This window comes from Streptomyces europaeiscabiei (assembly GCF_036346855.1).
Lineage (GTDB): Bacteria > Actinomycetota > Actinomycetes > Streptomycetales > Streptomycetaceae > Streptomyces > Streptomyces europaeiscabiei.
The window spans coordinates 6,395,668-6,415,418 of record NZ_CP107841.1; the positions used below are offsets into that span (position 1 = coordinate 6,395,668).

Below are 19,751 nucleotides of genomic sequence, written 5' to 3' on the forward strand. Positions count from 1 at the left end.
CAGCTGAGTCGGCGATGTTCACCCGCGAGGGTGAGACCGCCCGCCGGGCGGGAGGAGGGGTGGGGTTTGGTGGGGTTCTTTCTCTCCCCGGTCCTTTGAGGAAAGACCGCCCGCCGCACCGAAGCACGCGTCTGCGGGTTCCGGTGCCTGTCGGACGGTGACCTCGGCCCAGACCGTCTTGCGTGGCGGCAGCCCCGGCGCGGTGCCCCAGCGGTCGGCCAGCGCCTCGACGAGGAGCAGGCCCCGGCCGGACTCGGCGTCCGGGGAAGGGTGTTGGGCTCTGGGCAGCTGTTCGCCGCGCGTGTCCGTGACCTCGATGCGGAGGGTGCCGCCGACCACGCAGAGCGTGTGACGCTCCAGGTGATGCCGACCAACAGTGGTGCTCACCCGGGGCTGGACGGCCGGGTCGAGGTGCTGAAGTTCGACGACGGTACGGCAGTGGGCCGCGCCGATGGTGTCTTCCAGGGTCGGCCTGTCTCCGATCCACGACAACTCCGCGTTATCGAGCTGCTGTATGGCACCATCCGGGCGCAAGCTCTCCCGACGCGGGAGTCGCTGGCCTTCATCGAGCAACTGCTGGGAGAGACATGATCCGCAAGGCCTCCGCCGAGGACGCCCCCGAACTGGCGTGGTTCAAGAGCAGCTACAGCGATGGCACCAATGGCGAGTCATGCGTCGAGATCGCCCACGCCCCCGGCACCGTCCACATCCGCGACTCCAAGGACACACGGCTCCCTCAGCTCACGCTGACATCGACCGCCTGGGCGGACTTCGTGTCGTACGCGATCGAGGGCTGAGCGTCCCTGCGGGATGCGGGAATCGTCCCGTCGGCGACCAGTTCCGCCACGGTGTCGCCGTGGTTGCGCACCAGGTAGTCCATCGCGTGTTCGGTGGAGGACTGGTATTCCAGCTGTTGGCCGTAGAAGCGGAGCCGAGTCTCACAGTCCTGGACGAGCTCGCCCCAGGTGCGTACCCAGATCCGGTATGTCGGCTGGTTGAGAGCGCAGCCGGGGGGATTGTGTGGTTGATGCGAGAGTTCCCGGAGTGTGTCAGTCATGTCGTTGCCGACAAGCCAGAAGTCCCACGTCGTGCGGGTGTCCCGGAATCGGTCGTCCTTCCGGACAGCCTGCGCGTAGCTGCTGAGCTGCTCGAACTCGGCCGACCCCAGAACGAGGGCAGGGCGCTTGAGTTCGATCACCAGGTGGTGCCGTTCATCGCGCCGGTGACGGGACGCTCGCGACAGCATGAGGTCGACGATTCCACGGCGCCCGTCGGGGCGCAGCACGGCGGAGCCCGTCGGTTCCTCGCGGCCGAGCAGATGGCAGTGCTGCCGCAGGACCTCGTTGAGGCTTCGATCGCTCACATGCAGGCCGTACTCCTCGCCGAAGACCCAGCACTCGTTCTCCAGGATCCGGTGGAGCTCGGAGCGTTCCCTCACGCGGTCCTTGGCTTCGGGGTCGAAGACGAGGTGTTCCAGAGCCGCCAGGAAGTCCAGCCGACTGGTTGCGGCCGTTGAGGCCTTGACCAGAGCCGACAAGGGAGTGCGGTCGAGAAGTCGGTTGAGCTGCTCTCGTTCCTGCTTCGAGAGACTGAACAGTTCCTCGGCGATCCGCAGGACGTCCGACGGCTCGTGCGCGAGCACGGACCGAAGCAGGGCGAAAGTGGTCCTGCGCGTTCCGGTGGACTTGGGCAGGTGACGGAAGACGGTCGTGGCCACCGCGTCGAACGTCTCACGTTCGGTGCGTTCGCGTGCGCCGCCGGGTTGCCCCGTGTACGGGTAGATGCCTTCCCGACGCCATTCAGCGACCTGTTCCCGACGCCGTGCGTCCACGCGTGCCCGGAAGTGGACCTTCAACTGGTCGCGGGCGGCCGCCAGGACATCGGCAAGAGGGCCGTGCAACACCCAGTCGGTGAAAGCGAGGTCCTCGGAGTCGACGTCGTCGAAACCGCCCCAGGTGAGATGGGCGGTGAAATCGAAGCCGGGGGCCTGGATGCCAGGCTTGAGCTGCGCCCGGGACATGCCCTCGCCATCGCACAGAAACAGCGCACGGGTGACGGGCCTGCGCCACTCGACGACTCTGAGGCGCGCCGGCTTGTCGGCTGAGTTGGAAGGCGACGGCAGGACGTAGTCGCGTACGTGAAGTCGCTCGCCGGCCGGGTCGAGCTCCCGGCCGTCGTACTCGATGCGTACGTCCGGGTACTTCTCCAGGTATGTGGCGAAGGCCGTGGTGAGTGATGACCTGGCGCGCTCCTCAGCCAGGGCGTTCAGTTGCTCATCCCCGCCGAACGCCTCGAAGAGCGTGCCGGTGGGATCGTCGGTGGGCTCCGGGTCGCCGATGTCGAACTCGTCCATGGAACGCCGGTCCGCCTCTATGACCAACTGCTGCCGGCCTCCGACGGCGTCGCTGACGCTGGTCCAGCGCACCTGGGTGCCGAGCGCGAAGGCGCGCACCCGACCGCGTCCGTTCTTCCCGTGCAGGGCACGCTTCTTCACCGGGCTCCCCTGCGAGCGCTTCTTCCAGGAGGCACCGATCGGCCGGAAGTACTCCTCACAGTGCTCGGCCGACATCCCGCTGCCGTCGTCCTGAACGCGAACCCTGTCCACGCCGCCCAGGTCGTTGCGCTCCAGCGTGACGACAACGTGTCCGGCGTCGGCGTCGACGCTGTTCCAGATCAGCTCCTCGACCGCGCCGACGGGGTCCCGCAGCCGTGCCAGCTCGGCGACGTGCTCCCGGCTGGTCTCCAGCCGCACCTTCACCATGACGTGGGCCTCTCTGTCGTGCGCCCCGAATCGAGAGCACAGTTTGCCCGCTCCGGGGAGTTCGACGTGTGGAATCGCCGGGAGATCACCCTTGGTAGCCTGCCGCCTTCTGGATAGGCATCTTTACTGAAGAGGCGTGAATGAAGTCAGGCAGACGAACCGTCGCGGTGGCCGCGCTAGTGGGGGCGCTGGGGCTCTCGGTGCTGAACGCGCCGGCGGCTCAGGCGGCGGACACCGGTATCACCGTGTCGGACATCGTCATCAACAAGGGCAAGCCGATCGTGGTCGGTACGACGAAGGAGGTGCGGCCGTCCGTCACCTTCAACATCGCCCTGCCGGCCGGTCTCAGCACCGCGGACCCGTCCGACTACACCGTGTATCCCTTCACCTACCGCGGCACCCCGAAAGCGGCCGCCGAGAGCGCTGACAACTACATAGGCCCCGGCATCTACACCTGCTTCGAGACCGACGCCAAGCACGCCCGGTGCGAGGGCACCTTCCACATCGACCCGCACCCGAGCCGGAAGCAGGTCAACTCCAACAACGACGCCACGACCTGGAAGACCGCCGTCTGGCTGCGTCTGTGGAAGGCGAGCGGCGGGCTGAAGACCGAGGAGTACGAGACCCGGTCCCAGACCGTGCAGCTCAAGCGCGCGGCCAGGGCCACCGTCGGTGCCACGCCGGAGACGGTCACCAAGGGCAAGAAGATCACCGTCACGGGCAAGCTGACCCGGGCGAACTGGAGCACCAAGAAATACGGCGGCTACAGCGGCCGTACGGTCAGCCTCCAGTACCGCGCCTCGGACGCCACCTCCTTCAAGACGGTCAAGAAGGTCACCACCAGCACCACCGGCGCCCTGAACACCACGGCCACCGCCTCGGCCGACGGCTTCTACCGCTGGGTGTACTACGGCAACTCGACCACCGACGCGGTCACCACCCCGGCCGTCTACGTCGACGTCCGCTGACCTCCGCGTTCAGCGGAGCGTCGGTACCTCGCCCCCCTCGGCCCTTGCCAGCGTGACCCCCGCCAGACCGCGCAGCCTGCGTTCCGCCACAGCGGCCAGGTCCGCGGCGGTCGGTGGGGTCGGGCCCAGGCCGATGGCGTAGCGGGCGGGGGCCGTGGCGAAGGGGCGGGGCCAGGCGTGGCACTCGGGAGCCGCCTCGGCGAGGTCGGTGATCAGGGCCCGCATCCTGCCCCGTACCCGGCCCTCGTCCGCACCCCCGTACGCACCCCCTTCCACCGTCACGACCGCCCAGGCAGCGTGGCGGCGGTGGAGCGGGGGAGGGGTGAGGAGGCCCGAGAACGCGGTGCCCTCCTCCAACAACTCCCAGGCCCGGAACAGCTCTTGGGTGATCAGGTCGCGCATGCCCGTCGTGACCTGGTCCGTGCAGGGGCGGACCGGGGCCGAGGGCGTCGCGATGGCGAGGGGGAGCCCGCCGGAGTGGCCTACGAGCCCGCCCACCGGCTCTACGAGCCCGCCCACCGGCTCTACGAGCCCGCCCACCGGCTCTACGAGCCCGCCCACCGGCTCTACGAGCCTGCCCACCGGCTCGCGCCAGTCCCACGCCGCCCACGTCGCGAAGAAATGCCGTAGGAGATCGGCCGACGGCAGGTCTCCCGCCTCGCTCGCCGTGCGGGCCGCCAGCACGGACCAGGCCAGGCCCGGCAGGCCGCCGAACGGTGCCGAGTCCAGACCCCGCGCCTTCGCCCATGCCTTGACCTGCCTGGCCAACCCGGCGAACGCCGGACCGTGGCCGCTCACCGAGGCGAGCACCGCCTCCGCGTCGCTCACCGCGCTGAGCGCGACCGCCGCGGCCTCACCCAACTCGGCCCGCCGGTCCACCGCCTCCATGGGCTCCAGCGGTCCGGTGGCCACGACGGCCAGGTCGACGTCCAGCCCGTCGAGCCGCAGCCGCAGACCGGGTACGCGTGCCCCCACCACTTCGCGCACGTCACAGGCCTCATGCGTCACTTCACTCAACTTCGCCCGAACAGTGGCCAGTTCGACCGGGCCGGGCAGTGCCGCCACCAGGTCCAGGTCGGCGCCGGGCAGCGCGCAGCCCATGCGCCGGGAGCCGACGACGTGCACGACGCCGTCGGGGAACGCGTCCGCGACGAGGCGAGTGACCCGGCCGGCTACGCCTACCCCGCCGTCCTCGTCATCCCCGCCGACCTCGTACAGCGCCGACTCTTCCCTCCAGCGCACCTCTCCCGTCCCCAGACTCACCGTCCCCCGCACCCGCATCGGCTCGTCCCCGCGTCGCGACAGCAGCGCCAGCTCGCCGACCCTGGTGGGCATGGGGGTGAGCCGGGCCGCGCAGGCGGCGGCCAGGGTGTTCGGGTCGGTGGCGCGGCCCAGGCTCAGGTGGGGGGTGAAGCCCTCGTAGCGGCCGCGGCAGCGCGGGAAGTGGCGTACGAGGGTGCTGTGCAGCTCGGCCCAGGGCTTCTCGCCGGCCGCCGCCGGGTCGAGCCACACGGTCGCGTCGTCCCGGTGGCCGAACCAGTGCACACCCTCCAGCCGGGCGTCGAACGGAGCCGTCGTGGCCGTCGCGAGCACCGAGGCCGCCTGCTCGAAGGTGTGTTCCGGTACGAAGCCGAAGAGCAGGTTCACATGCGGGGGCCAGCGGTGGATCTGCGGGTCGTGCTCCCGGCGGATGTCCTGCAACGGCGGCCACAGCTCCTCGGGAGGCAGCCACGCCAGGGCCGTACGGGCGGTCGGCCGGACGTCGAGGCACGCGAAGGCGGTGTCCGGGGCGTCAGGTCCCACCTCCGCCCGTACGGCGTAGTGGTCCGAGACGTACAGCCCGTCCGGCGAGGGCGCGTCCCCGTACAGCTCGGCCGACCGCACCCCCAGACCCTGCCCGCGCACCAGCACCCGGTCCAGCCGGGAGGCCCGACCCGTCAGGGACGAGACCGCCGCCAGCGGGTTGGCACCAGGGTCGAAGGTCGGCGTCCTGTCGTCCGGACCGTGCGTCTCGCTCCACGCGTCCCGCATCCCGAGCGTCACCTGCGGTGTGTCGCCGCCGTCGTTGAAGTCGCCCAACAGGACGAGATCGGCGTCCAGGGCCGCCAGTCCCTCGGCGATCCGGGCCAGTTCGGCGGCGCGGCGACCGGCACCGTTCTCGGAATGGTCGCTGCTCAGATGGGTGGCCGCGACGACGAGGGGCCGTGTGGCCGTGTCCACCACGACGGAGGTCACCGCCTTGTGCGGGCCCAGCGCGTGGAACGCGGCCTCACGGACCGGCAACCGGCTCAGGAGCAGCAGACCGCACGCGTCCACGTCCCGCCCGCGCGGGTCCGTCCCCAGCGTCCATCCGGCTCGTACCCAGGGCTCGCGCAGCAGCATCGCCAGCAGCTCCGCCTCGACCTCCTGCAACGCGATCACGTCGGCCTCGGCCTCCCGCAGGGCCCGCAGCAGCAACGGCCTGCGCCCGGCGCTGTCGATGAGGTCGGCGTCGTACCGGTCCCAGAGGGTGTTCCAGGTCAGCACCCGTACGCCTTCGGAGCCCGGCTCGGAGGTCACCGCGCGCGGCGAACGAGTCGAGGGCACCCACTCCTCCCCGTCCCACGCGTGCGGCGTGCGCGCCGTGAAGAAGGGCGCCCGGAGCAGGCGGGCCTCCTGCACGCGCCCCGCCTCCGTCGCGTCGATCCGGTCCACCCCCGTGGCCCGGTCCCACACCGTCTCGCCGTCCGCCTCGAAGAACAGCACCCGGTGCCACGGGATCTCGCCGCCGGGCACGAAGGCGGGCAGCGGAACCCGCTTGGGCGCGGCGTTCCGCTGCAGGACGCCGAGCACGAAGCGCACCGGATCGAAGCGCGCGTCCCAGCGCACCCGGTGATAGATCTCCTCGCTCGTACGCACGGTTCCTCAGACCTCTTCCTCTGTGGTCCCGCTCGCCCCGATGTACCAGGTGCGGTGCGCGTCGCCCGGATACGGCGGGGCGAAGCGGCGCAGCTGGGCGGTGAGCACCTCGGGCGGTACCGGGTGCTCGCGGCGGGTGTTGCGCCGGATCAGCTCGTCCTCGTCGACCAGGACCACGGCATGGGTGAGCAGGGCGTTGCGGCGGTGGGCGACCGCGTGCACCAGCGAGCGCTGCTGATGGTTGAGCGAGGTGGCGTCCCACACCACCGTCCCACCGGCGGCCAGTGCCCCGTCCAGCCGGTCGAGCCCCGCGCGCAGCACGTCCGGGTTGGCCCGCTGGTCGGCCCGTGCGCCGCGCGCCTCGCGCAGATCGTCCAGCGAGACGTACGTGTCCACTCCCGTGAGCCCCCGCGCGAACGTGCTCTTGCCGCTGCCCGCCGGACCGACCAGCTGGATCAGCCTCGGGAAGGCCCCCGACCGCCAGCGCCACGTCGCGGCGACGGCCTCGTCGCAAGCGCCGGAGCCGCCCCCACCCATGCGCCCCCGCGCGTACGCCTCCCGCGCCTCGGCCCGGCACCGGACGGCCGCCTCGGAAGGCAGCCCGGCGAACGCCTCCCGCAGGGCACCCTCGTCCAGTCCCGGCACCTCCTCGGCGTGCAGCGCCGACCACTCCACCTGCTCGCGCGCCTCGTCCGTCGCCGCGGTGGCGCGGGCGACCGCGTGCAGCAGACCGAGGTCGGCGGCGAGGGACAGCCTGGCCAGGCCCGTTGGGCGGTCCTCGTCCGGGTACGGCCGGTGCAGCGCGGGGTGCAGCCCCACGACGTCGGCGACCCGGCGCGCGAGCGGCATGCCCACGACCCCGGCCAGCCGCGCCGCGAGCCGGGCTCGTCGGCCGCCCCGGTCGTGGCCGTGCAGCAGCGCGGCCAGCACGCCCACGAGCCGGTCGTCGCCGGTCCGCCCCGCCGCGTCGAAGCGGGCGACGGCCCCACGGTCGCCCTCGCCGGGCAGCCCGACGGCCTCCGCCAGCGCGTCGGCGTCGGCGGGCGCCCCGGAACGCACCGCCCACAGCGGGGCCCGCGCGCCCAGCCCGTTCTCCACGACGGCCGCGTGCATCCAGTGCGTGTCCGTCCGTACGTGCCCGGCCCGCACCCACTTGGCGACGCGGGCGCCGAACTCCTGCGCGCCGAAGCCGTCCACGACCCGGACGACGTACCCCTCCTGGCGTGCGAGGTCCAGCCGCAGCGCGTGCAGCGCCCGCTCGTCGAACACGCCCCGCCACAGGACACGCGGCACGGGGACACCGAGTCCGCGCAGGAAGGCCACCGTCCGGTCCCAGTCCAGGCAGCGCCCGTCCCCGTCCCACACGGAGAATCCGTAGAACCAGCTGTCCAGGTCGTCGTACGCGATCGAATGCCGGGCGAACATGTTCTCCCCGCACACCCGCCAGCCCTCCGGAACGGCGTGGCCGATACGGGCCTGGAGCGCCTTGACCCAGGTACGGGAGGGGTGGTGCGCGGAGTCGAGTGAGCGGGCGTGCAGGCCGTCGGCGTACAGCGTGGTGTTCTCGCCGTCGAGCTTCTCGGTCACCACGACCTCGCGACCGCGCAGGCCGGACAGGTCGGTGACCCGCAGATCGTCGGCGGTGGCGCCGGGGGACCAGGGCAGATGCCTGGTCCGCGGATAGTGCGTGCGCATGATGAACGTTCCCCCGTGTCAGCCGACGTACCTGAACCGCCGACGTACCTGATCAGCGTAGGAGCGTCGGCCGGTGGCGGGCGAGCGGATTACCCCACGCTTAGGGTCCCGGTATGAAGCAGGTCCTGGTATGAAGCAGGTCCCGGTATGAAGCAAGCCCAGGTATGAAGCCCCGAGCGGGCGTCGGGCTCACCTCGGTCATGGTGGCGCTGACGCTGACGACCGGCATGATCGAGGCCGTCAGCTTCCTCGTGCTCGGCCCGGTGTTCACCGCGGTGCAGACCGGGAACCTCCTCTTCCTCTCCTTCGCGCTCACCGGCGCCGCCGGCCTGTCCCCGGCGGCGGCGGGCGTCTCGTTCGTGGGCTTCACGGTCGGCGCGGTGCTCGGCTCCCGGTTCGAGTCGAGCGTGGACGCCCACGGCCGCCGCTGGTTCGTCCCCGCGCTGATCGTCGAGGCCCTGCTGCTGGGGCTCGGCGGACTGGTCGCCTGGCGCGCCGGCCTCGACGCGACGGGCGCCCCGGCGGACGACCCGCACTTCACCGTCGTCGCCCTGGTCGCCGGGGCCATGGGCGTGCGCAACGTCACCACCCTGCGCGCGCGGGTCGCGGACGTTCCCACCACGGTGTCCACCCGCGCCCTGACCGCGCTGCTCAGCGGCCTGCCCCCGTACCCCGACAGCCACGCGGGAACAGGCGCGAGGAACGAGGGCCGCCGCCTCGCCTCGGTCGCCGCGATGTTCGCCGGGGGCCTGCTGGGCGCCTGGCTGCTGCTGCACGAAGAGGTGTCCCCGGCGCTGGTCCTGCTGATCCCCGCCGCGCTGGTCCTGATTCTGGGCGCGCTCTACCGGGGGGTGCCACGCCGGCGTATGCCGGAGCCCTCGGAGCCCGGCTGAATCGTGACACCCTCGCGAGGTCGCGCCTGATCATGGACGCATGAGCCTTTCAGTGAGCCGTCTCGTCGGTGCGGCCCTCATGGTCACCGGAATCGGCGTCAGCCTTTGGCTGGCACTCGGCGTACCCCAGGAGTGGACCGGAGGGATGCGGTGGGCGGGGGTTGCGCTGCGGCTGACGTCCCTGGGGGCCATCTTTCTCGGAGCTTGCTTCGTGTACCCCGACCGCGCGGCGAAGACCCCGGGCGATGCCCCGCACGGCGTGGATGCCGATGCCCCGCACGGCGCCGATGTCCACGCCCCGGGCGGCCTCGACGGCTCCCGGGTTTGACCTGCGTCACTCTCGGGGTAATCTCTCCGGCTCGATTGGCGGAGGTGCTGGGCCGTATGGCAGACTAGCGGGGTTGCTCGGTCGAGTGTTGATGCTGCACGCCTCCCGTCGGGAGGACCGGAAGCGAGTCCCACAGTACTCGTCGCCCCAACTGCCTTACGGCAGCGCTGGAGCGGACGTACGGGAATCTTTCGGGAAGTGCCAGTGCGGCGCCGGCCAGGCACCCGGTGGGCTTCTGCTCCCGGCCTGCGGTTCCGGAAGGGCCGTGTTTCCCGGACAAGGGATGCTCGAACAAGGGGCATCCGTGTCAGCGGAAGCGCGACACACCCGACCGCGTGGGTCGGAGGAGAGCAAGGGAACGCCGGGTTCCAGAGCGTTAAACCAGACAAAGGACTACTGAGTAGCCATGGCGGGACAGAAGATCCGCATCCGGCTCAAGGCCTACGACCACGAGGTCATCGACAGCTCGGCGAAGAAGATCGTCGAGACGGTGACCCGCACTGGTGCGTCGGTCGCGGGCCCGGTGCCGCTGCCCACTGAGAAGAACGTGTACTGCGTCATCAAGTCGCCGCACAAGTACAAGGACTCGCGCGAGCACTTCGAGATGCGCACGCACAAGCGCCTGATCGACATCCTCGACCCGACGCCCAAGACCGTTGACTCTCTGATGCGACTCGACCTCCCGGCCGGTGTCGACATCGAGATCAAGCTCTGAAGGCCGGTGATCTGAGAATGGCTAAGCAGATCAAGGGCATCCTGGGCGAGAAGCTCGGCATGACGCAGGTGTGGGACGAGAACAACCGTGTTGTTCCGGTCACCGTCGTCAAGGCCGGCCCCAACGTCGTGACCCAGGTCCGTACGAACGATGTCGACGGCTACGAGTCGGTCCAGATCGCCTTCGGCGAGATCGACCCTCGCAAGGTGAACAAGCCCCTCAAGGGCCACTTCGCCAAGGCCGACGTCACCCCCCGCCGTCACCTCGTCGAGATCCGCACCGCGGACGCCTCCGAGTACACGCTGGGCCAGGAGATCTCCGCCGAGGTCTTCGAGGCCGGCGTCAAGGTGGACGTGACCGGCAAGAGCAAGGGCAAGGGCTTCGCCGGTGTCATGAAGCGTCACAACTTCAAGGGCCTCGGCGCCGGTCACGGCACCCAGCGCAAGCACCGCTCTCCCGGCTCCATCGGTGGCTGCGCCACCCCGGGCCGTGTGTTCAAGGGCCTCCGCATGGCGGGTCGCATGGGCAACGAGCGGGTCACCACCCAGAACCTGACCGTCCACGCCGTTGACGCGGAGAAGGGTCTGCTGCTCATCAAGGGCGCTGTCCCCGGTCCGAACGGCGGCCTCGTCCTGGTCCGCACTGCGGCCAAGGGGGCCTGAGGTACCGATGAGCACTGTTGACATCCTTTCGCCTGCAGGCGAGAAGACCGGAAGCGTCGAGCTCCCCGCGGAGATCTTCGGCGTGGAGAAGATCAGCATCCCGCTGATCCACCAGGTCGTCGTCGCGCAGAACGCGGCTGCCCGCCAGGGCACGCACAAGACCAAGCGTCGCGGTGAAGTCCGTGGTGGCGGTAAGAAGCCGTACCGCCAGAAGGGCACCGGCCGCGCCCGTCAGGGCTCGACCCGTGCGCCGCAGTTCGCCGGCGGTGGCGTCGTCCACGGCCCGCAGCCGCGTGACTACTCGCAGCGGACCCCGAAGAAGATGAAGGCCGCGGCCCTGCGCCACGCCCTCACCGACCGGGCCCGCCACAACCGCATCCACGTCGTCTCCGGCGTCGTCGAGGGTGAGAACCCGTCGACGAAGGCCGCCCGGACGCTGTTCGGCAAGATCTCGGAGCGCAAGAACCTGCTCCTGGTCGTCGACCGCGCCGACGAGGCCGCGTGGCTCTCCGCCCGCAACCTGCCCCAGGTGCACATCCTGGAGCCGGGCCAGCTGAACACGTACGACGTGATCGTCTCGGACGATGTGGTCTTCACTCAGGCCGCCCTTGAGTCCTTCGTGTCCGGCCCGAACAAGGCCAACGACACCGAAGGGAGCGAGGCCTGATGGCTACGCGTCACCCGAGCATTGCCCCCAAGGCTGCCAAGGCCGCCAAGGCCGCGCGCGTCGCCAAGGCGAAGCGCCACGCGACCGAGGGCAAGAACACCGTCGTCACCGCGCCCAGCAAGGCGTTCACGGACCCCCGTGACGTGCTGCTGAAGCCGGTCGTGTCGGAGAAGAGCTACGCGCTCCTCGACGAGGGCAAGTACACCTTCATCGTCGCCCCCGGCGCCAACAAGACCCAGATCAAGCAGGCCGTCCAGGCGGTCTTCTCGGTCAAGGTCACCGGGGTCAACACGATCAACCGCATCGGCAAGCGCAAGCGCACCAAGACCGGTTTCGGTCAGCGTGCCGGCTCCAAGCGCGCCATCGTGACCCTTGCCGAGGGCGACCGCATCGACATCTTCGGCGGTCCGACCGCGTAAGCGGGTCGGAGCGTCCAGATAATCGGAAACTTCCGAGGACTGAGAGACAATGGGTATCCGCAAGTACAAGCCGACTACGCCGGGCCGTCGTGGCTCCAGCGTCGCCGACTTCGTCGAGATCACGCGGTCCACGCCGGAGAAGTCGCTGGTCCGCCCGCTGCACAGCAAGGGCGGCCGTAACAACGCCGGTCGTGTGACCGTTCGCCACCAGGGTGGCGGACACAAGCGCGCCTACCGCGTCATCGACTTCCGTCGTCACGACAAGGACGGCGTGCCGGCGAAGGTCGCGCACATCGAGTACGACCCCAACCGCACCGCGCGCATCGCGCTGCTGCACTACGCGGACGGCGAGAAGCGCTACATCCTCGCCCCGCGCAACCTGCAGCAGGGCGACCGCGTGGAGAACGGTCCCGGGGCCGACATCAAGCCGGGCAACAACCTGGCGCTCCGCAACATCCCGGTCGGTACCACGATCCACGCGATCGAGCTCCGTCCCGGTGGCGGCGCCAAGTTCGCCCGCTCCGCCGGTACCTCCGTGCAGCTGCTCGCGAAGGAGGGCTCGATGGCCCACCTTCGCATGCCGTCCGGTGAGATCCGCCTGGTCGACGCGCGCTGCCGCGCCACCGTCGGCGAGGTCGGCAACGCCGAGCAGAGCAACATCAACTGGGGCAAGGCCGGCCGTAAGCGCTGGCTCGGCGTCCGCCCGACCGTCCGCGGTGTGGCGATGAACCCGGTTGACCACCCGCACGGTGGTGGTGAGGGCAAGACCTCCGGTGGTCGCCACCCGGTCAGCCCCTGGGGTCAGAAGGAGGGTCGTACTCGCTCGCCGAAGAAGGCTTCGAGCAAGTACATCGTCCGCCGCCGCAAGACGAACAAGAAGCGCTAGGAGCGGGTTTAGATGCCGCGCAGTCTCAAGAAGGGGCCCTTCGTCGACGGACACCTCATCAAGAAGGTGGACGTACAGAACGAAGCCGGCACCAAGAACGTCATCAAGACCTGGTCCCGTCGCTCGATGATCATCCCGGCCATGCTCGGCCACACGATCGCGGTGCACAACGGCAAGACCCACATTCCGGTGTTCGTCACCGAGTCGATGGTCGGCCACAAGCTCGGCGAGTTCTCGCCGACGCGCACCTTCCGGGGTCACGTCAAGGACGACCGGAAGTCGAAGCGCCGCTAACGCGGGGTGGAATGACCATGACAGACACTGGAAGGACAACCATGGAAGCCAGGGCCCAGGCGCGGTACATCCGCGTTACGCCCATGAAGGCCCGCCGTGTGGTGGACCTCATCCGTGGCATGGATGCCACGGAGGCTCAGGCGGTCCTGCGTTTCACTCCGCAGGCCGCGAGCGTGCCGGTCGGCAAGGTGCTGGACAGCGCCATCGCCAACGCCGCGCACAACTACGACCACACGGACGCCTCTTCGCTGGTCATCAGCGAGGCGTACGTCGACGAGGGTCCGACCCTGAAGCGGTTCCGGCCGCGTGCCCAGGGCCGTGCCTACCGGATCCGCAAGCGGACCAGCCACATCACCGTGGTCGTCAGCAGCAAGGAAGGAACCCGGTAATGGGCCAGAAGGTTAACCCGCATGGGTTCCGGCTCGGCATCACCACGGACTTCAAGTCCCGGTGGTACGCCGACAAGCTGTACAAGGACTACGTCGGTGAAGACGTCGCCATCCGTCGGATGATGACGTCCGGCATGGAGCGCGCCGGCATCTCGAAGGTTGAGATCGAGCGCACCCGTGACCGTGTCCGCGTGGACATCCACACCGCGCGTCCGGGCATCGTCATCGGCCGCCGTGGCGCCGAGGCCGACCGTATTCGTGGCGACCTGGAGAAGCTGACCAAGAAGCAGGTCCAGCTCAACATCCTCGAGGTCAAGAACCCGGAGACGGACGCTCAGCTGGTGGCCCAGGCCGTCGCCGAGCAGCTCTCCTCCCGCGTCTCCTTCCGTCGCGCCATGCGTAAGAGCATGCAGGGCACGATGAAGGCCGGCGCCAAGGGCATCAAGATCCAGTGCGGTGGCCGCCTCGGCGGCGCCGAGATGTCCCGCTCGGAGTTCTACCGCGAGGGCCGTGTGCCCCTGCACACGCTCCGCGCGAACGTGGACTACGGCTTCTTCGAGGCCAAGACGACCTTCGGCCGCATCGGTGTGAAGGTCTGGATCTACAAGGGCGACGTCAAGAACATCGCCGAGGTCCGCGCCGAGAACGCCGCTGCCCGCGCCGGCAACCGCCCGGCTCGTGGTGGCGGCGGCGCCGACCGCCCGGCCCGTGGTGGCCGTGGTGGCGAGCGTGGCGGTCGCGGTCGTAAGCCGCAGCAGGCTGCCGGCGCCGAGGCCCCCAAGGCCGAGGCTCCCGCCGCCGCCGCTCCGGCTGAGAGCACCGGAACGGAGGCCTGAGGGACATGCTGATCCCCCGTAGGGTCAAGCACCGCAAGCAGCACCACCCGAAGCGCCGCGGCCAGGCCAAGGGTGGCACGACGGTCGCGTTCGGCGAGTACGGCATTCAGGCCCTCACGCCGGCGTACGTGACCAACCGCCAGATCGAGGCGGCCCGTATTGCCATGACCCGCCACATCAAGCGTGGCGGCAAGGTCTGGATCAACATCTACCCGGACCGCCCGCTCACGAAGAAGCCTGCCGAGACCCGCATGGGTTCCGGTAAGGGTTCGCCGGAGTGGTGGATCGCGAACGTGCACCCGGGCCGGGTCATGTTCGAGCTGTCCTACCCCAACGAGAAGATCGCCCGTGAGGCCCTCACCCGCGCAGCCCACAAGCTGCCGATGAAGTGCCGGATCGTCAAGCGCGAGGCAGGTGAAGCGTGATGTCGGCCGGTACCAAGGCGTCCGAGCTGCGCGAGCTGGGTGACGAGGAGCTTCTTGCGAAGCTTCGCGAAGCCAAGGAAGAGCTGTTCAATCTCCGCTTCCAGGCGGCGACCGGACAGCTTGAGAACCATGGCCGTCTGAAGGCGGTCCGCAAGGACATCGCGCGGATCTACACCCTGATGCGCGAGCGTGAGCTGGGCATCGAAACGGTGGAGAACGCCTGATGAGCGAGAACAACGTGACTGAGACGAACGACGAGACGCGCGGCTTCCGCAAGACTCGTGAGGGCATCGTCGTCAGCGACAAGATGGACAAGACCGTCGTCGTCGCCGTCGAGGACCGCAAGAAGCACGCCCTGTACGGCAAGGTCATCCGCAGCACGAGCAAGCTCAAGGCGCACGACGAGCAGAACGCCGCCGGCATCGGCGACCGTGTCCTCCTCATGGAGACCCGGCCGCTGTCCGCCACGAAGCACTGGCGTGTCGTCGAGATCCTCGAGAAGGCCAAGTAATTCCTGCGGGGTACATCCGCAGGTCAGTTCCGCCAGGCTCGGCAGGGGCCTCGTACATGAGGCCCCTGCCGGGAACCGGCAGACAATCAGGAGATAGACGTGATCCAGCAGGAGTCGCGACTGCGTGTCGCCGACAACACTGGTGCGAAGGAAATCCTTTGCATCCGTGTGCTCGGTGGCTCCGGTCGCCGCTACGCGGGCATCGGTGACGTCATCGTCGCCACCGTCAAGGACGCGATCCCCGGCGGCAACGTGAAGAAGGGTGACGTCATCAAGGCGGTCATCGTTCGCACCGTCAAGGAGCGCCGCCGTCCGGACGGCTCGTACATCCGCTTCGACGAGAACGCCGCTGTCATTCTCAAGAACGACGGCGACCCTCGTGGCACCCGCATCTTCGGCCCGGTCGGCCGGGAGCTGCGCGAGAAGAAGTTCATGAAGATCATCTCGCTCGCGCCGGAGGTGCTGTAAGCATGAAGATCAAGAAGGGCGACCTGGTTCAGGTCATCACCGGTAAGGACAAGGGCAAGCAGGGCAAGGTCATCACGGCCTTCCCCCGCGAGGACCGCGTCCTGGTCGAGGGTGTCAACCGGGTCAAGAAGCACACCAAGGCCGGCCCGACCGCCAAGGGTTCGCAGGCCGGTGGCATCGTCACTGTCGAGGCGCCGATCCACGTCTCCAACGTCCAGCTGGTCGTTGAGAAGGACGGCAAGAAGGTCGTCACGCGTGTCGGCTACCGCTTCGACGACGAGGGCAACAAGGTTCGCGTTGCCAAGCGGACGGGTGAGGACATCTGATGGCTACCACCACGACTCCGCGTCTCAAGACGAAGTACCGCGAGGAGATCGCGGGCAAGCTGCAGGAAGAGTTCTCGTACGAGAACGTCATGCAGACCCCCGGTCTCGTCAAGATCGTGGTCAACATGGGTGTGGGCGACGCCGCCCGCGACTCCAAGCTGATCGAGGGCGCCATCCGCGACCTCACCACGATCACCGGTCAGAAGCCGGCCGTCACCAAGGCCCGTAAGTCCATCGCGCAGTTCAAGCTGCGTGAGGGTCAGCCGATCGGTGCCCACGTCACGCTTCGTGGCGACCGCATGTGGGAGTTCCTGGACCGCACCCTGTCGCTCGCGCTGCCGCGCATCCGCGACTTCCGTGGTCTGTCCCCCAAGCAGTTCGACGGCCGTGGCAACTACACCTTCGGTCTCACGGAGCAGGTCATGTTCCACGAGATCGACCAGGACAAGATCGACCGCACCCGGGGTATGGACATCACCGTGGTGACCACGGCGACCAACGACGCTGAGGGCCGCGCGCTCCTCCGTCACCTCGGCTTCCCCTTCAAGGAGGCGTGAGCGAGATGGCGAAGAAGGCTCTGATCGCGAAGGCTGCTCGCAAGCCCAAGTTCGGTGTGCGTGGCTACACGCGCTGCCAGCGCTGCGGCCGTCCCCACTCCGTGTACCGCAAGTTCGGCCTGTGCCGCGTGTGCCTTCGTGAGATGGCTCACCGTGGCGAGCTGCCGGGCGTGACCAAGAGCTCCTGGTAGTCCCTTCTTTTAGGGATTCCAGAAGCTCTCGGTAAGCACTGGGCGTGTCAGGCGCCCACCCATCCATGGCTTAGGCTTGGAGGGTTGGGCGCCTGACGGTAGCCCGTACGACTTACTACGCCGTAGGTCCCCGCACCGCACCCGTCCCGCCACCGAGTGGGGAGAGGGATGGCGCATACAGGAAACCCCGGCGAGAGAGGCCGAAGGCCAATTCATGACCATGACTGATCCGATCGCAGACATGCTTACGCGTCTGCGGAACGCGAACTCGGCATACCACGACTCCGTGTCGATGCCGGCATCGAAGATCAAGTCTCACATCGCGGAGATCCTCCAGCAGGAGGGCTTCATCACGGGCTGGAAGGTCGAGGACGCCGAGGTCGGCAAGAACCTCGTCCTCGAGCTGAAGTTCGGCCCGAACCGTGAGCGCTCCATCGCGGGCATCAAGCGGATCTCCAAGCCCGGTCTCCGGGTTTACGCGAAGTCCACCTCCCTGCCCAAGGTGCTGGGTGGCCTCGGCGTGGCGATCATCTCCACGTCGCACGGTCTCCTCACTGGACAGCAGGCCGGCAAGAAGGGCGTAGGCGGAGAAGTCCTCGCCTACGTCTGGTAGCGGAAGGGAACGGAGGAAACAGCTATGTCGCGTATTGGCAAGCTCCCCATCACGGTTCCCGCCGGCGTGGACGTCACCATCGACGGCCGTACGGTCTCGGTCAAGGGCCCCAAGGGCACGCTGACCCACACCGTCGCTTCGCCGATCGACATCGCCAAGGGTGAGGACGGCGTTCTCAACGTCACCCGCCCCAACGACGAGCGTCAGAACAAGGCCCTGCACGGCCTGTCCCGCACGCTGGTGGCGAACATGATCACCGGCGTGACCCAGGGTTACGTGAAGAAGCTCGAAATCAGCGGTGTCGGTTACCGAGTGCAGGCCAAGGGTTCGAACCTCGAGTTCGCGCTCGGCTACAGCCACCCGATCACCGTCGAGGCGCCCGAGGGCATCAGCTTCAAGGTCGAGAACCCGACGCGGTTCTCGGTCGAGGGCATCGACAAGCAGAAGGTCGGCGAGGTTGCGGCCAACATCCGCAAGCTGCGCAAGCCTGACCCGTACAAGGCCAAGGGCGTCAAGTACGAGGGCGAAGTCATCCGCCGCAAGGTCGGAAAGGCGGGTAAGTAAGCCATGGCATACGGTACGAAGATCGCTAAGGGCGATGCTTACAAGCGTGCTGCCATCAAGCGGCGCCAGATCCGGATCCGTAAGAAGGTCAACGGTACGGCTGAGCGTCCCCGCCTGGTCGTGACCCGCTCGAACCGCCACATCGTGGCCCAGGTGATCGACGACCTCAAGGGTCACACCCTTGCGTCGGCGTCCACCCTGGACTCGTCGATCCGTGGTGCGTCGGAGGACAAGTCGGCGCAGGCCGGCAAGGTCGGCGCCCTGGTCGCCGAGCGTGCCAAGGCCGCCGGTGTCGAGGCCGTCGTGTTCGACCGTGGTGGTAACCGGTACGCGGGTCGCATCGCGGCCCTGGCCGACGCCGCCCGCGAGGCCGGGCTCAAGTTCTGAGCTCGCTGCGTAGCTAGCGGAAAGAGAGAGGTAAATCCAATGGCTGGACCCCAGCGCCGCGGTGGCGGTGCCGGTGGCGGCGAGCGGCGGGACCGGAAGGGCCGTGACGGCGGCGCAGCTGCCGCCGAGAAGACCGCGTACGTTGAGCGCGTTGTCGCGATCAACCGCGTCGCCAAGGTTGTGAAGGGTGGTCGTCGCTTCAGCTTCACTGCGCTCGTCGTAGTGGGCGATGGTGACGGCACCGTCGGTGTCGGTTACGGCAAGGCCAAGGAGGTGCCGGCCGCGATCGCCAAGGGTGTTGAAGAGGCCAAGAAGCACTTCTTCAAGGTCCCCCGTATCCAGGGCACCATCCCGCACCCGATCACGGGCGAGAAGGCCGCGGGCGTCGTCCTGCTCAAGCCTGCTTCCCCCGGTACCGGCGTTATCGCCGGTGGCCCGGTGCGTGCCGTGCTCGAGTGCGCCGGTGTGCACGACATCCTGTCGAAGTCGCTCGGCTCGTCCAACGCGATCAACATCGTGCACGCGACCGTGGAGGCCCTGAAGGGTCTGCAGCGTCCCGAGGAGATCGCGGCCCGCCGTGGTCTGCCCCTCGAGGACGTCGCTCCCGCGGCTCTGCTCCGTGCGCGTGCGGGAGCGGGTGCGTAATGGCTCGCCTCAAGGTCACGCAGACGAAGTCGTACATCGGCAGCAAGCAGAACCACCGTGACACCCTGCGGTCCCTTGGTCTCAAGGGGATCAACACCGTGGTCGTCAAGGAGGACCGCCCCGAGTTCCGCGGAATGGTTCACACCGTCCGCCACCTCGTGTCGGTTGAGGAGGTCGACTGATCATGGCGGAGAACAACCCGCTCAAGATCCACAACCTCCGTCCTGCCCCGGGCGCCAAGACCGCCAAGACCCGTGTGGGTCGTGGTGAGGCGTCGAAGGGTAAGACGGCTGGACGTGGTACCAAGGGTACGAAGGCCCGCTACCAGGTTCCGGAGCGCTTCGAGGGTGGCCAGATGCCCCTCCACATGCGTCTTCCGAAGCTGAAGGGCTTCAAGAACCCGTTCAAGACGGAGTTCCAGGTCGTGAACCTGGACAAGCTCGCCGCCCTCTACCCCGAGGGTGGGGAGGTCACCGTTGCCGACCTGGTCGACAAGGGTGCCGTCCGCAAGAACAGCCTCGTCAAGGTCCTCGGCCAGGGCGAGATCTCCGTGGCGCTGCAGGTGACGGTCGACGCCGTCTCCGGCTCCGCCAAGGAGAAGATCACCGCCGCCGGCGGTACCGTCACCGAGCTCGTCTGAACACATCAGGTGT

General features: G+C 68.6%; 28 protein-coding genes and 2 pseudogenes. 26 read left to right on the plus strand and 4 right to left on the minus strand.

Going from position 1 to position 19,751, the window contains the following annotated elements:
* Positions 1-18: 18 nt before the first annotated feature.
* Positions 19-348: pseudogene (locus tag OG858_RS27995) on the minus strand (ATP-binding protein); the annotation flags it as partial.
* On the opposite strand from OG858_RS27995, the pseudogene OG858_RS28000 reads away from it, so the two are divergent.
* Positions 349-591: pseudogene (locus tag OG858_RS28000) on the plus strand (Scr1 family TA system antitoxin-like transcriptional regulator); the annotation flags it as partial. It abuts the pseudogene before it with no gap.
* Positions 588-797: a DUF397 domain-containing protein gene (locus tag OG858_RS28005; protein ID WP_086747997.1), complete on the plus strand. Its 210-nt coding sequence runs from the start codon at positions 588-590 to the stop codon at positions 795-797. The pseudogene OG858_RS28000 and the gene OG858_RS28005, both read left to right, overlap by 4 nt.
* Here OG858_RS28005 and OG858_RS28010 read toward each other — a convergent pair.
* Positions 737-2,761: an ATP-binding protein gene (locus tag OG858_RS28010; RefSeq protein WP_328544303.1), complete on the minus strand. Its 2,025-nt coding sequence runs from the start codon at positions 2,759-2,761 to the stop codon at positions 737-739. The genes OG858_RS28005 and OG858_RS28010 overlap by 61 nt on opposite strands.
* A gap of 140 nt (positions 2,762-2,901) precedes the next feature.
* On the opposite strand from OG858_RS28010, the gene OG858_RS28015 reads away from it, so the two are divergent.
* A complete protein-coding gene (locus tag OG858_RS28015; RefSeq protein WP_328544302.1) occupies positions 2,902-3,729 on the plus strand; it encodes a hypothetical protein in 828 nt (275 codons plus the stop codon).
* A 9-nt stretch (positions 3,730-3,738) separates the two neighbouring features.
* Here OG858_RS28015 and OG858_RS28020 read toward each other — a convergent pair whose 3' ends face one another.
* Complete coding sequence (locus tag OG858_RS28020) at positions 3,739-6,627, minus strand: poly(A) polymerase (RefSeq protein WP_328544301.1); 2,889 nt, start codon at positions 6,625-6,627, stop codon at positions 3,739-3,741.
* A gap of 6 nt (positions 6,628-6,633) precedes the next feature.
* Positions 6,634-8,322, minus strand: coding sequence for an RNA ligase family protein (locus OG858_RS28025; protein WP_319317501.1), 1,689 nt, complete (start codon positions 8,320-8,322; stop codon positions 6,634-6,636).
* A gap of 164 nt (positions 8,323-8,486) precedes the next feature.
* Between OG858_RS28025 and OG858_RS28030 the strand changes: the two genes are divergently transcribed.
* The 23 genes from OG858_RS28030 to rplO all read left to right on the plus strand — a co-directional run bounded on the left by OG858_RS28030 (position 8,487) and on the right by rplO (position 19,738).
* A complete protein-coding gene (locus OG858_RS28030) occupies positions 8,487-9,215 on the plus strand; it encodes a YoaK family protein (protein ID WP_086749364.1) in 729 nt (242 codons plus the stop codon).
* 40 nt (positions 9,216-9,255) lie between these two features.
* The gene (locus OG858_RS28035) at positions 9,256-9,543 is read left to right on the plus strand and encodes a hypothetical protein (RefSeq protein ID WP_319266911.1); all 288 of its coding nucleotides are present in this window, start codon (positions 9,256-9,258) and stop codon (positions 9,541-9,543) included.
* Between the two features lie 406 nt (positions 9,544-9,949).
* Complete coding sequence (gene rpsJ / locus OG858_RS28040) at positions 9,950-10,258, plus strand: 30S ribosomal protein S10 (RefSeq protein WP_003948644.1); 309 nt, start codon at positions 9,950-9,952, stop codon at positions 10,256-10,258.
* 17 nt (positions 10,259-10,275) lie between these two features.
* Entirely contained in the window at positions 10,276-10,920 is a 645-nt protein-coding gene (gene rplC / locus OG858_RS28045; RefSeq protein ID WP_005481233.1) for a 50S ribosomal protein L3, read from the plus strand.
* A 7-nt stretch (positions 10,921-10,927) separates the two neighbouring features.
* Positions 10,928-11,587: a 50S ribosomal protein L4 gene (gene rplD / locus OG858_RS28050; protein WP_037694109.1), complete on the plus strand. Its 660-nt coding sequence runs from the start codon at positions 10,928-10,930 to the stop codon at positions 11,585-11,587.
* Positions 11,587-12,006 carry a 50S ribosomal protein L23 gene (gene rplW, locus OG858_RS28055; RefSeq protein ID WP_037694112.1) on the plus strand — a complete coding sequence of 140 codons (420 nt, stop codon included), beginning with the start codon at positions 11,587-11,589 and terminating at the stop codon, positions 12,004-12,006. The genes rplD and rplW overlap by 1 nt, the downstream gene beginning before the upstream one ends.
* A 49-nt stretch (positions 12,007-12,055) precedes the next feature.
* Positions 12,056-12,892 (plus strand): 50S ribosomal protein L2, encoded by an 837-nt coding sequence (gene rplB, locus OG858_RS28060; RefSeq protein ID WP_037694116.1) that lies wholly within the window; start codon positions 12,056-12,058, stop codon positions 12,890-12,892.
* Positions 12,893-12,904: 12 nt separating this feature from the next.
* A complete protein-coding gene (gene rpsS, locus OG858_RS28065; protein WP_013001415.1) occupies positions 12,905-13,186 on the plus strand; it encodes a 30S ribosomal protein S19 in 282 nt (93 codons plus the stop codon).
* Positions 13,187-13,227: 41 nt separating this feature from the next.
* On the plus strand, positions 13,228-13,575 hold the full coding sequence (gene rplV, locus OG858_RS28070; protein WP_037694118.1) for a 50S ribosomal protein L22: 348 nt from the start codon (positions 13,228-13,230) through the stop codon (positions 13,573-13,575).
* Complete coding sequence (gene rpsC / locus OG858_RS28075; RefSeq protein WP_046704426.1) at positions 13,575-14,411, plus strand: 30S ribosomal protein S3; 837 nt, start codon at positions 13,575-13,577, stop codon at positions 14,409-14,411. The genes rplV and rpsC overlap by 1 nt, the downstream gene beginning before the upstream one ends.
* 5 nt (positions 14,412-14,416) lie before the next feature.
* On the plus strand, positions 14,417-14,836 hold the full coding sequence (gene rplP / locus OG858_RS28080) for a 50S ribosomal protein L16 (RefSeq protein ID WP_004927269.1): 420 nt from the start codon (positions 14,417-14,419) through the stop codon (positions 14,834-14,836).
* On the plus strand, positions 14,836-15,060 hold the full coding sequence (rpmC, locus tag OG858_RS28085) for a 50S ribosomal protein L29 (protein ID WP_030831683.1): 225 nt from the start codon (positions 14,836-14,838) through the stop codon (positions 15,058-15,060). The genes rplP and rpmC overlap by 1 nt, the downstream gene beginning before the upstream one ends.
* Positions 15,060-15,347, plus strand: coding sequence for a 30S ribosomal protein S17 (gene rpsQ, locus OG858_RS28090; protein WP_086749366.1), 288 nt, complete (start codon positions 15,060-15,062; stop codon positions 15,345-15,347). Before rpmC ends, rpsQ begins: the two co-directional genes overlap by 1 nt.
* A 99-nt stretch (positions 15,348-15,446) precedes the next feature.
* Entirely contained in the window at positions 15,447-15,815 is a 369-nt protein-coding gene (rplN, locus tag OG858_RS28095; RefSeq protein ID WP_003992364.1) for a 50S ribosomal protein L14, read from the plus strand.
* Between the two features lie 2 nt (positions 15,816-15,817).
* On the plus strand, positions 15,818-16,141 hold the full coding sequence (gene rplX / locus OG858_RS28100; protein WP_037694132.1) for a 50S ribosomal protein L24: 324 nt from the start codon (positions 15,818-15,820) through the stop codon (positions 16,139-16,141).
* A complete protein-coding gene (rplE, locus tag OG858_RS28105) occupies positions 16,141-16,698 on the plus strand; it encodes a 50S ribosomal protein L5 (protein ID WP_005481216.1) in 558 nt (185 codons plus the stop codon). Before rplX ends, rplE begins: the two co-directional genes overlap by 1 nt.
* Before the next feature lie 5 nt (positions 16,699-16,703).
* The gene (locus tag OG858_RS28110) at positions 16,704-16,889 is read left to right on the plus strand and encodes a type Z 30S ribosomal protein S14 (RefSeq protein WP_003948630.1); all 186 of its coding nucleotides are present in this window, start codon (positions 16,704-16,706) and stop codon (positions 16,887-16,889) included.
* Positions 16,890-17,103: 214 nt separating this feature from the next.
* On the plus strand, positions 17,104-17,502 hold the full coding sequence (gene rpsH, locus OG858_RS28115) for a 30S ribosomal protein S8 (RefSeq protein ID WP_046704424.1): 399 nt from the start codon (positions 17,104-17,106) through the stop codon (positions 17,500-17,502).
* Positions 17,503-17,526: 24 nt separating this feature from the next.
* Positions 17,527-18,066 carry a 50S ribosomal protein L6 gene (gene rplF / locus OG858_RS28120; protein WP_037694136.1) on the plus strand — a complete coding sequence of 180 codons (540 nt, stop codon included), beginning with the start codon at positions 17,527-17,529 and terminating at the stop codon, positions 18,064-18,066.
* Positions 18,067-18,069: 3 nt separating this feature from the next.
* Positions 18,070-18,453 carry a 50S ribosomal protein L18 gene (gene rplR / locus OG858_RS28125; protein ID WP_037694138.1) on the plus strand — a complete coding sequence of 128 codons (384 nt, stop codon included), beginning with the start codon at positions 18,070-18,072 and terminating at the stop codon, positions 18,451-18,453.
* 39 nt (positions 18,454-18,492) lie between these two features.
* Positions 18,493-19,098, plus strand: coding sequence for a 30S ribosomal protein S5 (rpsE, locus tag OG858_RS28130; protein WP_046704422.1), 606 nt, complete (start codon positions 18,493-18,495; stop codon positions 19,096-19,098).
* A complete protein-coding gene (rpmD, locus tag OG858_RS28135) occupies positions 19,098-19,280 on the plus strand; it encodes a 50S ribosomal protein L30 (protein ID WP_046704421.1) in 183 nt (60 codons plus the stop codon). Before rpsE ends, rpmD begins: the two co-directional genes overlap by 1 nt.
* A 2-nt stretch (positions 19,281-19,282) precedes the next feature.
* Positions 19,283-19,738: a 50S ribosomal protein L15 gene (rplO, locus tag OG858_RS28140; RefSeq protein WP_005481206.1), complete on the plus strand. Its 456-nt coding sequence runs from the start codon at positions 19,283-19,285 to the stop codon at positions 19,736-19,738.
* Positions 19,739-19,751 lie beyond the last annotated feature (13 nt).

Coding starts and splice junctions, on each gene's coding strand:
- rplC (WP_005481233.1), top strand. CDS start 10,276: ATGGCTAAGCAGATCAAGGGCATCCTGGGCGAGAAGCTCGGCATGACG.
- rplP (WP_004927269.1), top strand. CDS start 14,417: ATGCTGATCCCCCGTAGGGTCAAGCACCGCAAGCAGCACCACCCGAAG.
- OG858_RS28005 (WP_086747997.1), top strand. CDS start 588: ATGATCCGCAAGGCCTCCGCCGAGGACGCCCCCGAACTGGCGTGGTTC.
- rpsE (WP_046704422.1), top strand. CDS start 18,493: ATGGCTGGACCCCAGCGCCGCGGTGGCGGTGCCGGTGGCGGCGAGCGG.
- OG858_RS28030 (WP_086749364.1), top strand. CDS start 8,487: ATGAAGCCCCGAGCGGGCGTCGGGCTCACCTCGGTCATGGTGGCGCTG.
- OG858_RS28110 (WP_003948630.1), top strand. CDS start 16,704: ATGGCGAAGAAGGCTCTGATCGCGAAGGCTGCTCGCAAGCCCAAGTTC.
- rpsC (WP_046704426.1), top strand. CDS start 13,575: ATGGGCCAGAAGGTTAACCCGCATGGGTTCCGGCTCGGCATCACCACG.
- rplB (WP_037694116.1), top strand. CDS start 12,056: ATGGGTATCCGCAAGTACAAGCCGACTACGCCGGGCCGTCGTGGCTCC.
- OG858_RS28010 (WP_328544303.1), bottom strand. CDS start 2,761: ATGGTGAAGGTGCGGCTGGAGACCAGCCGGGAGCACGTCGCCGAGCTG.
- OG858_RS28015 (WP_328544302.1), top strand. CDS start 2,902: ATGAAGTCAGGCAGACGAACCGTCGCGGTGGCCGCGCTAGTGGGGGCG.
- OG858_RS28035 (WP_319266911.1), top strand. CDS start 9,256: ATGAGCCTTTCAGTGAGCCGTCTCGTCGGTGCGGCCCTCATGGTCACC.
- OG858_RS28025 (WP_319317501.1), bottom strand. CDS start 8,322: ATGCGCACGCACTATCCGCGGACCAGGCATCTGCCCTGGTCCCCCGGC.
- rpsH (WP_046704424.1), top strand. CDS start 17,104: ATGACCATGACTGATCCGATCGCAGACATGCTTACGCGTCTGCGGAAC.
- rplD (WP_037694109.1), top strand. CDS start 10,928: ATGAGCACTGTTGACATCCTTTCGCCTGCAGGCGAGAAGACCGGAAGC.
- rplW (WP_037694112.1), top strand. CDS start 11,587: ATGGCTACGCGTCACCCGAGCATTGCCCCCAAGGCTGCCAAGGCCGCC.
- rplF (WP_037694136.1), top strand. CDS start 17,527: ATGTCGCGTATTGGCAAGCTCCCCATCACGGTTCCCGCCGGCGTGGAC.
- rplX (WP_037694132.1), top strand. CDS start 15,818: ATGAAGATCAAGAAGGGCGACCTGGTTCAGGTCATCACCGGTAAGGAC.
- rpmD (WP_046704421.1), top strand. CDS start 19,098: ATGGCTCGCCTCAAGGTCACGCAGACGAAGTCGTACATCGGCAGCAAG.
- rplV (WP_037694118.1), top strand. CDS start 13,228: ATGGAAGCCAGGGCCCAGGCGCGGTACATCCGCGTTACGCCCATGAAG.
- rplE (WP_005481216.1), top strand. CDS start 16,141: ATGGCTACCACCACGACTCCGCGTCTCAAGACGAAGTACCGCGAGGAG.
- rplO (WP_005481206.1), top strand. CDS start 19,283: ATGGCGGAGAACAACCCGCTCAAGATCCACAACCTCCGTCCTGCCCCG.
- rpsQ (WP_086749366.1), top strand. CDS start 15,060: ATGAGCGAGAACAACGTGACTGAGACGAACGACGAGACGCGCGGCTTC.
- rpsJ (WP_003948644.1), top strand. CDS start 9,950: ATGGCGGGACAGAAGATCCGCATCCGGCTCAAGGCCTACGACCACGAG.
- rplR (WP_037694138.1), top strand. CDS start 18,070: ATGGCATACGGTACGAAGATCGCTAAGGGCGATGCTTACAAGCGTGCT.
- rpmC (WP_030831683.1), top strand. CDS start 14,836: ATGTCGGCCGGTACCAAGGCGTCCGAGCTGCGCGAGCTGGGTGACGAG.
- rpsS (WP_013001415.1), top strand. CDS start 12,905: ATGCCGCGCAGTCTCAAGAAGGGGCCCTTCGTCGACGGACACCTCATC.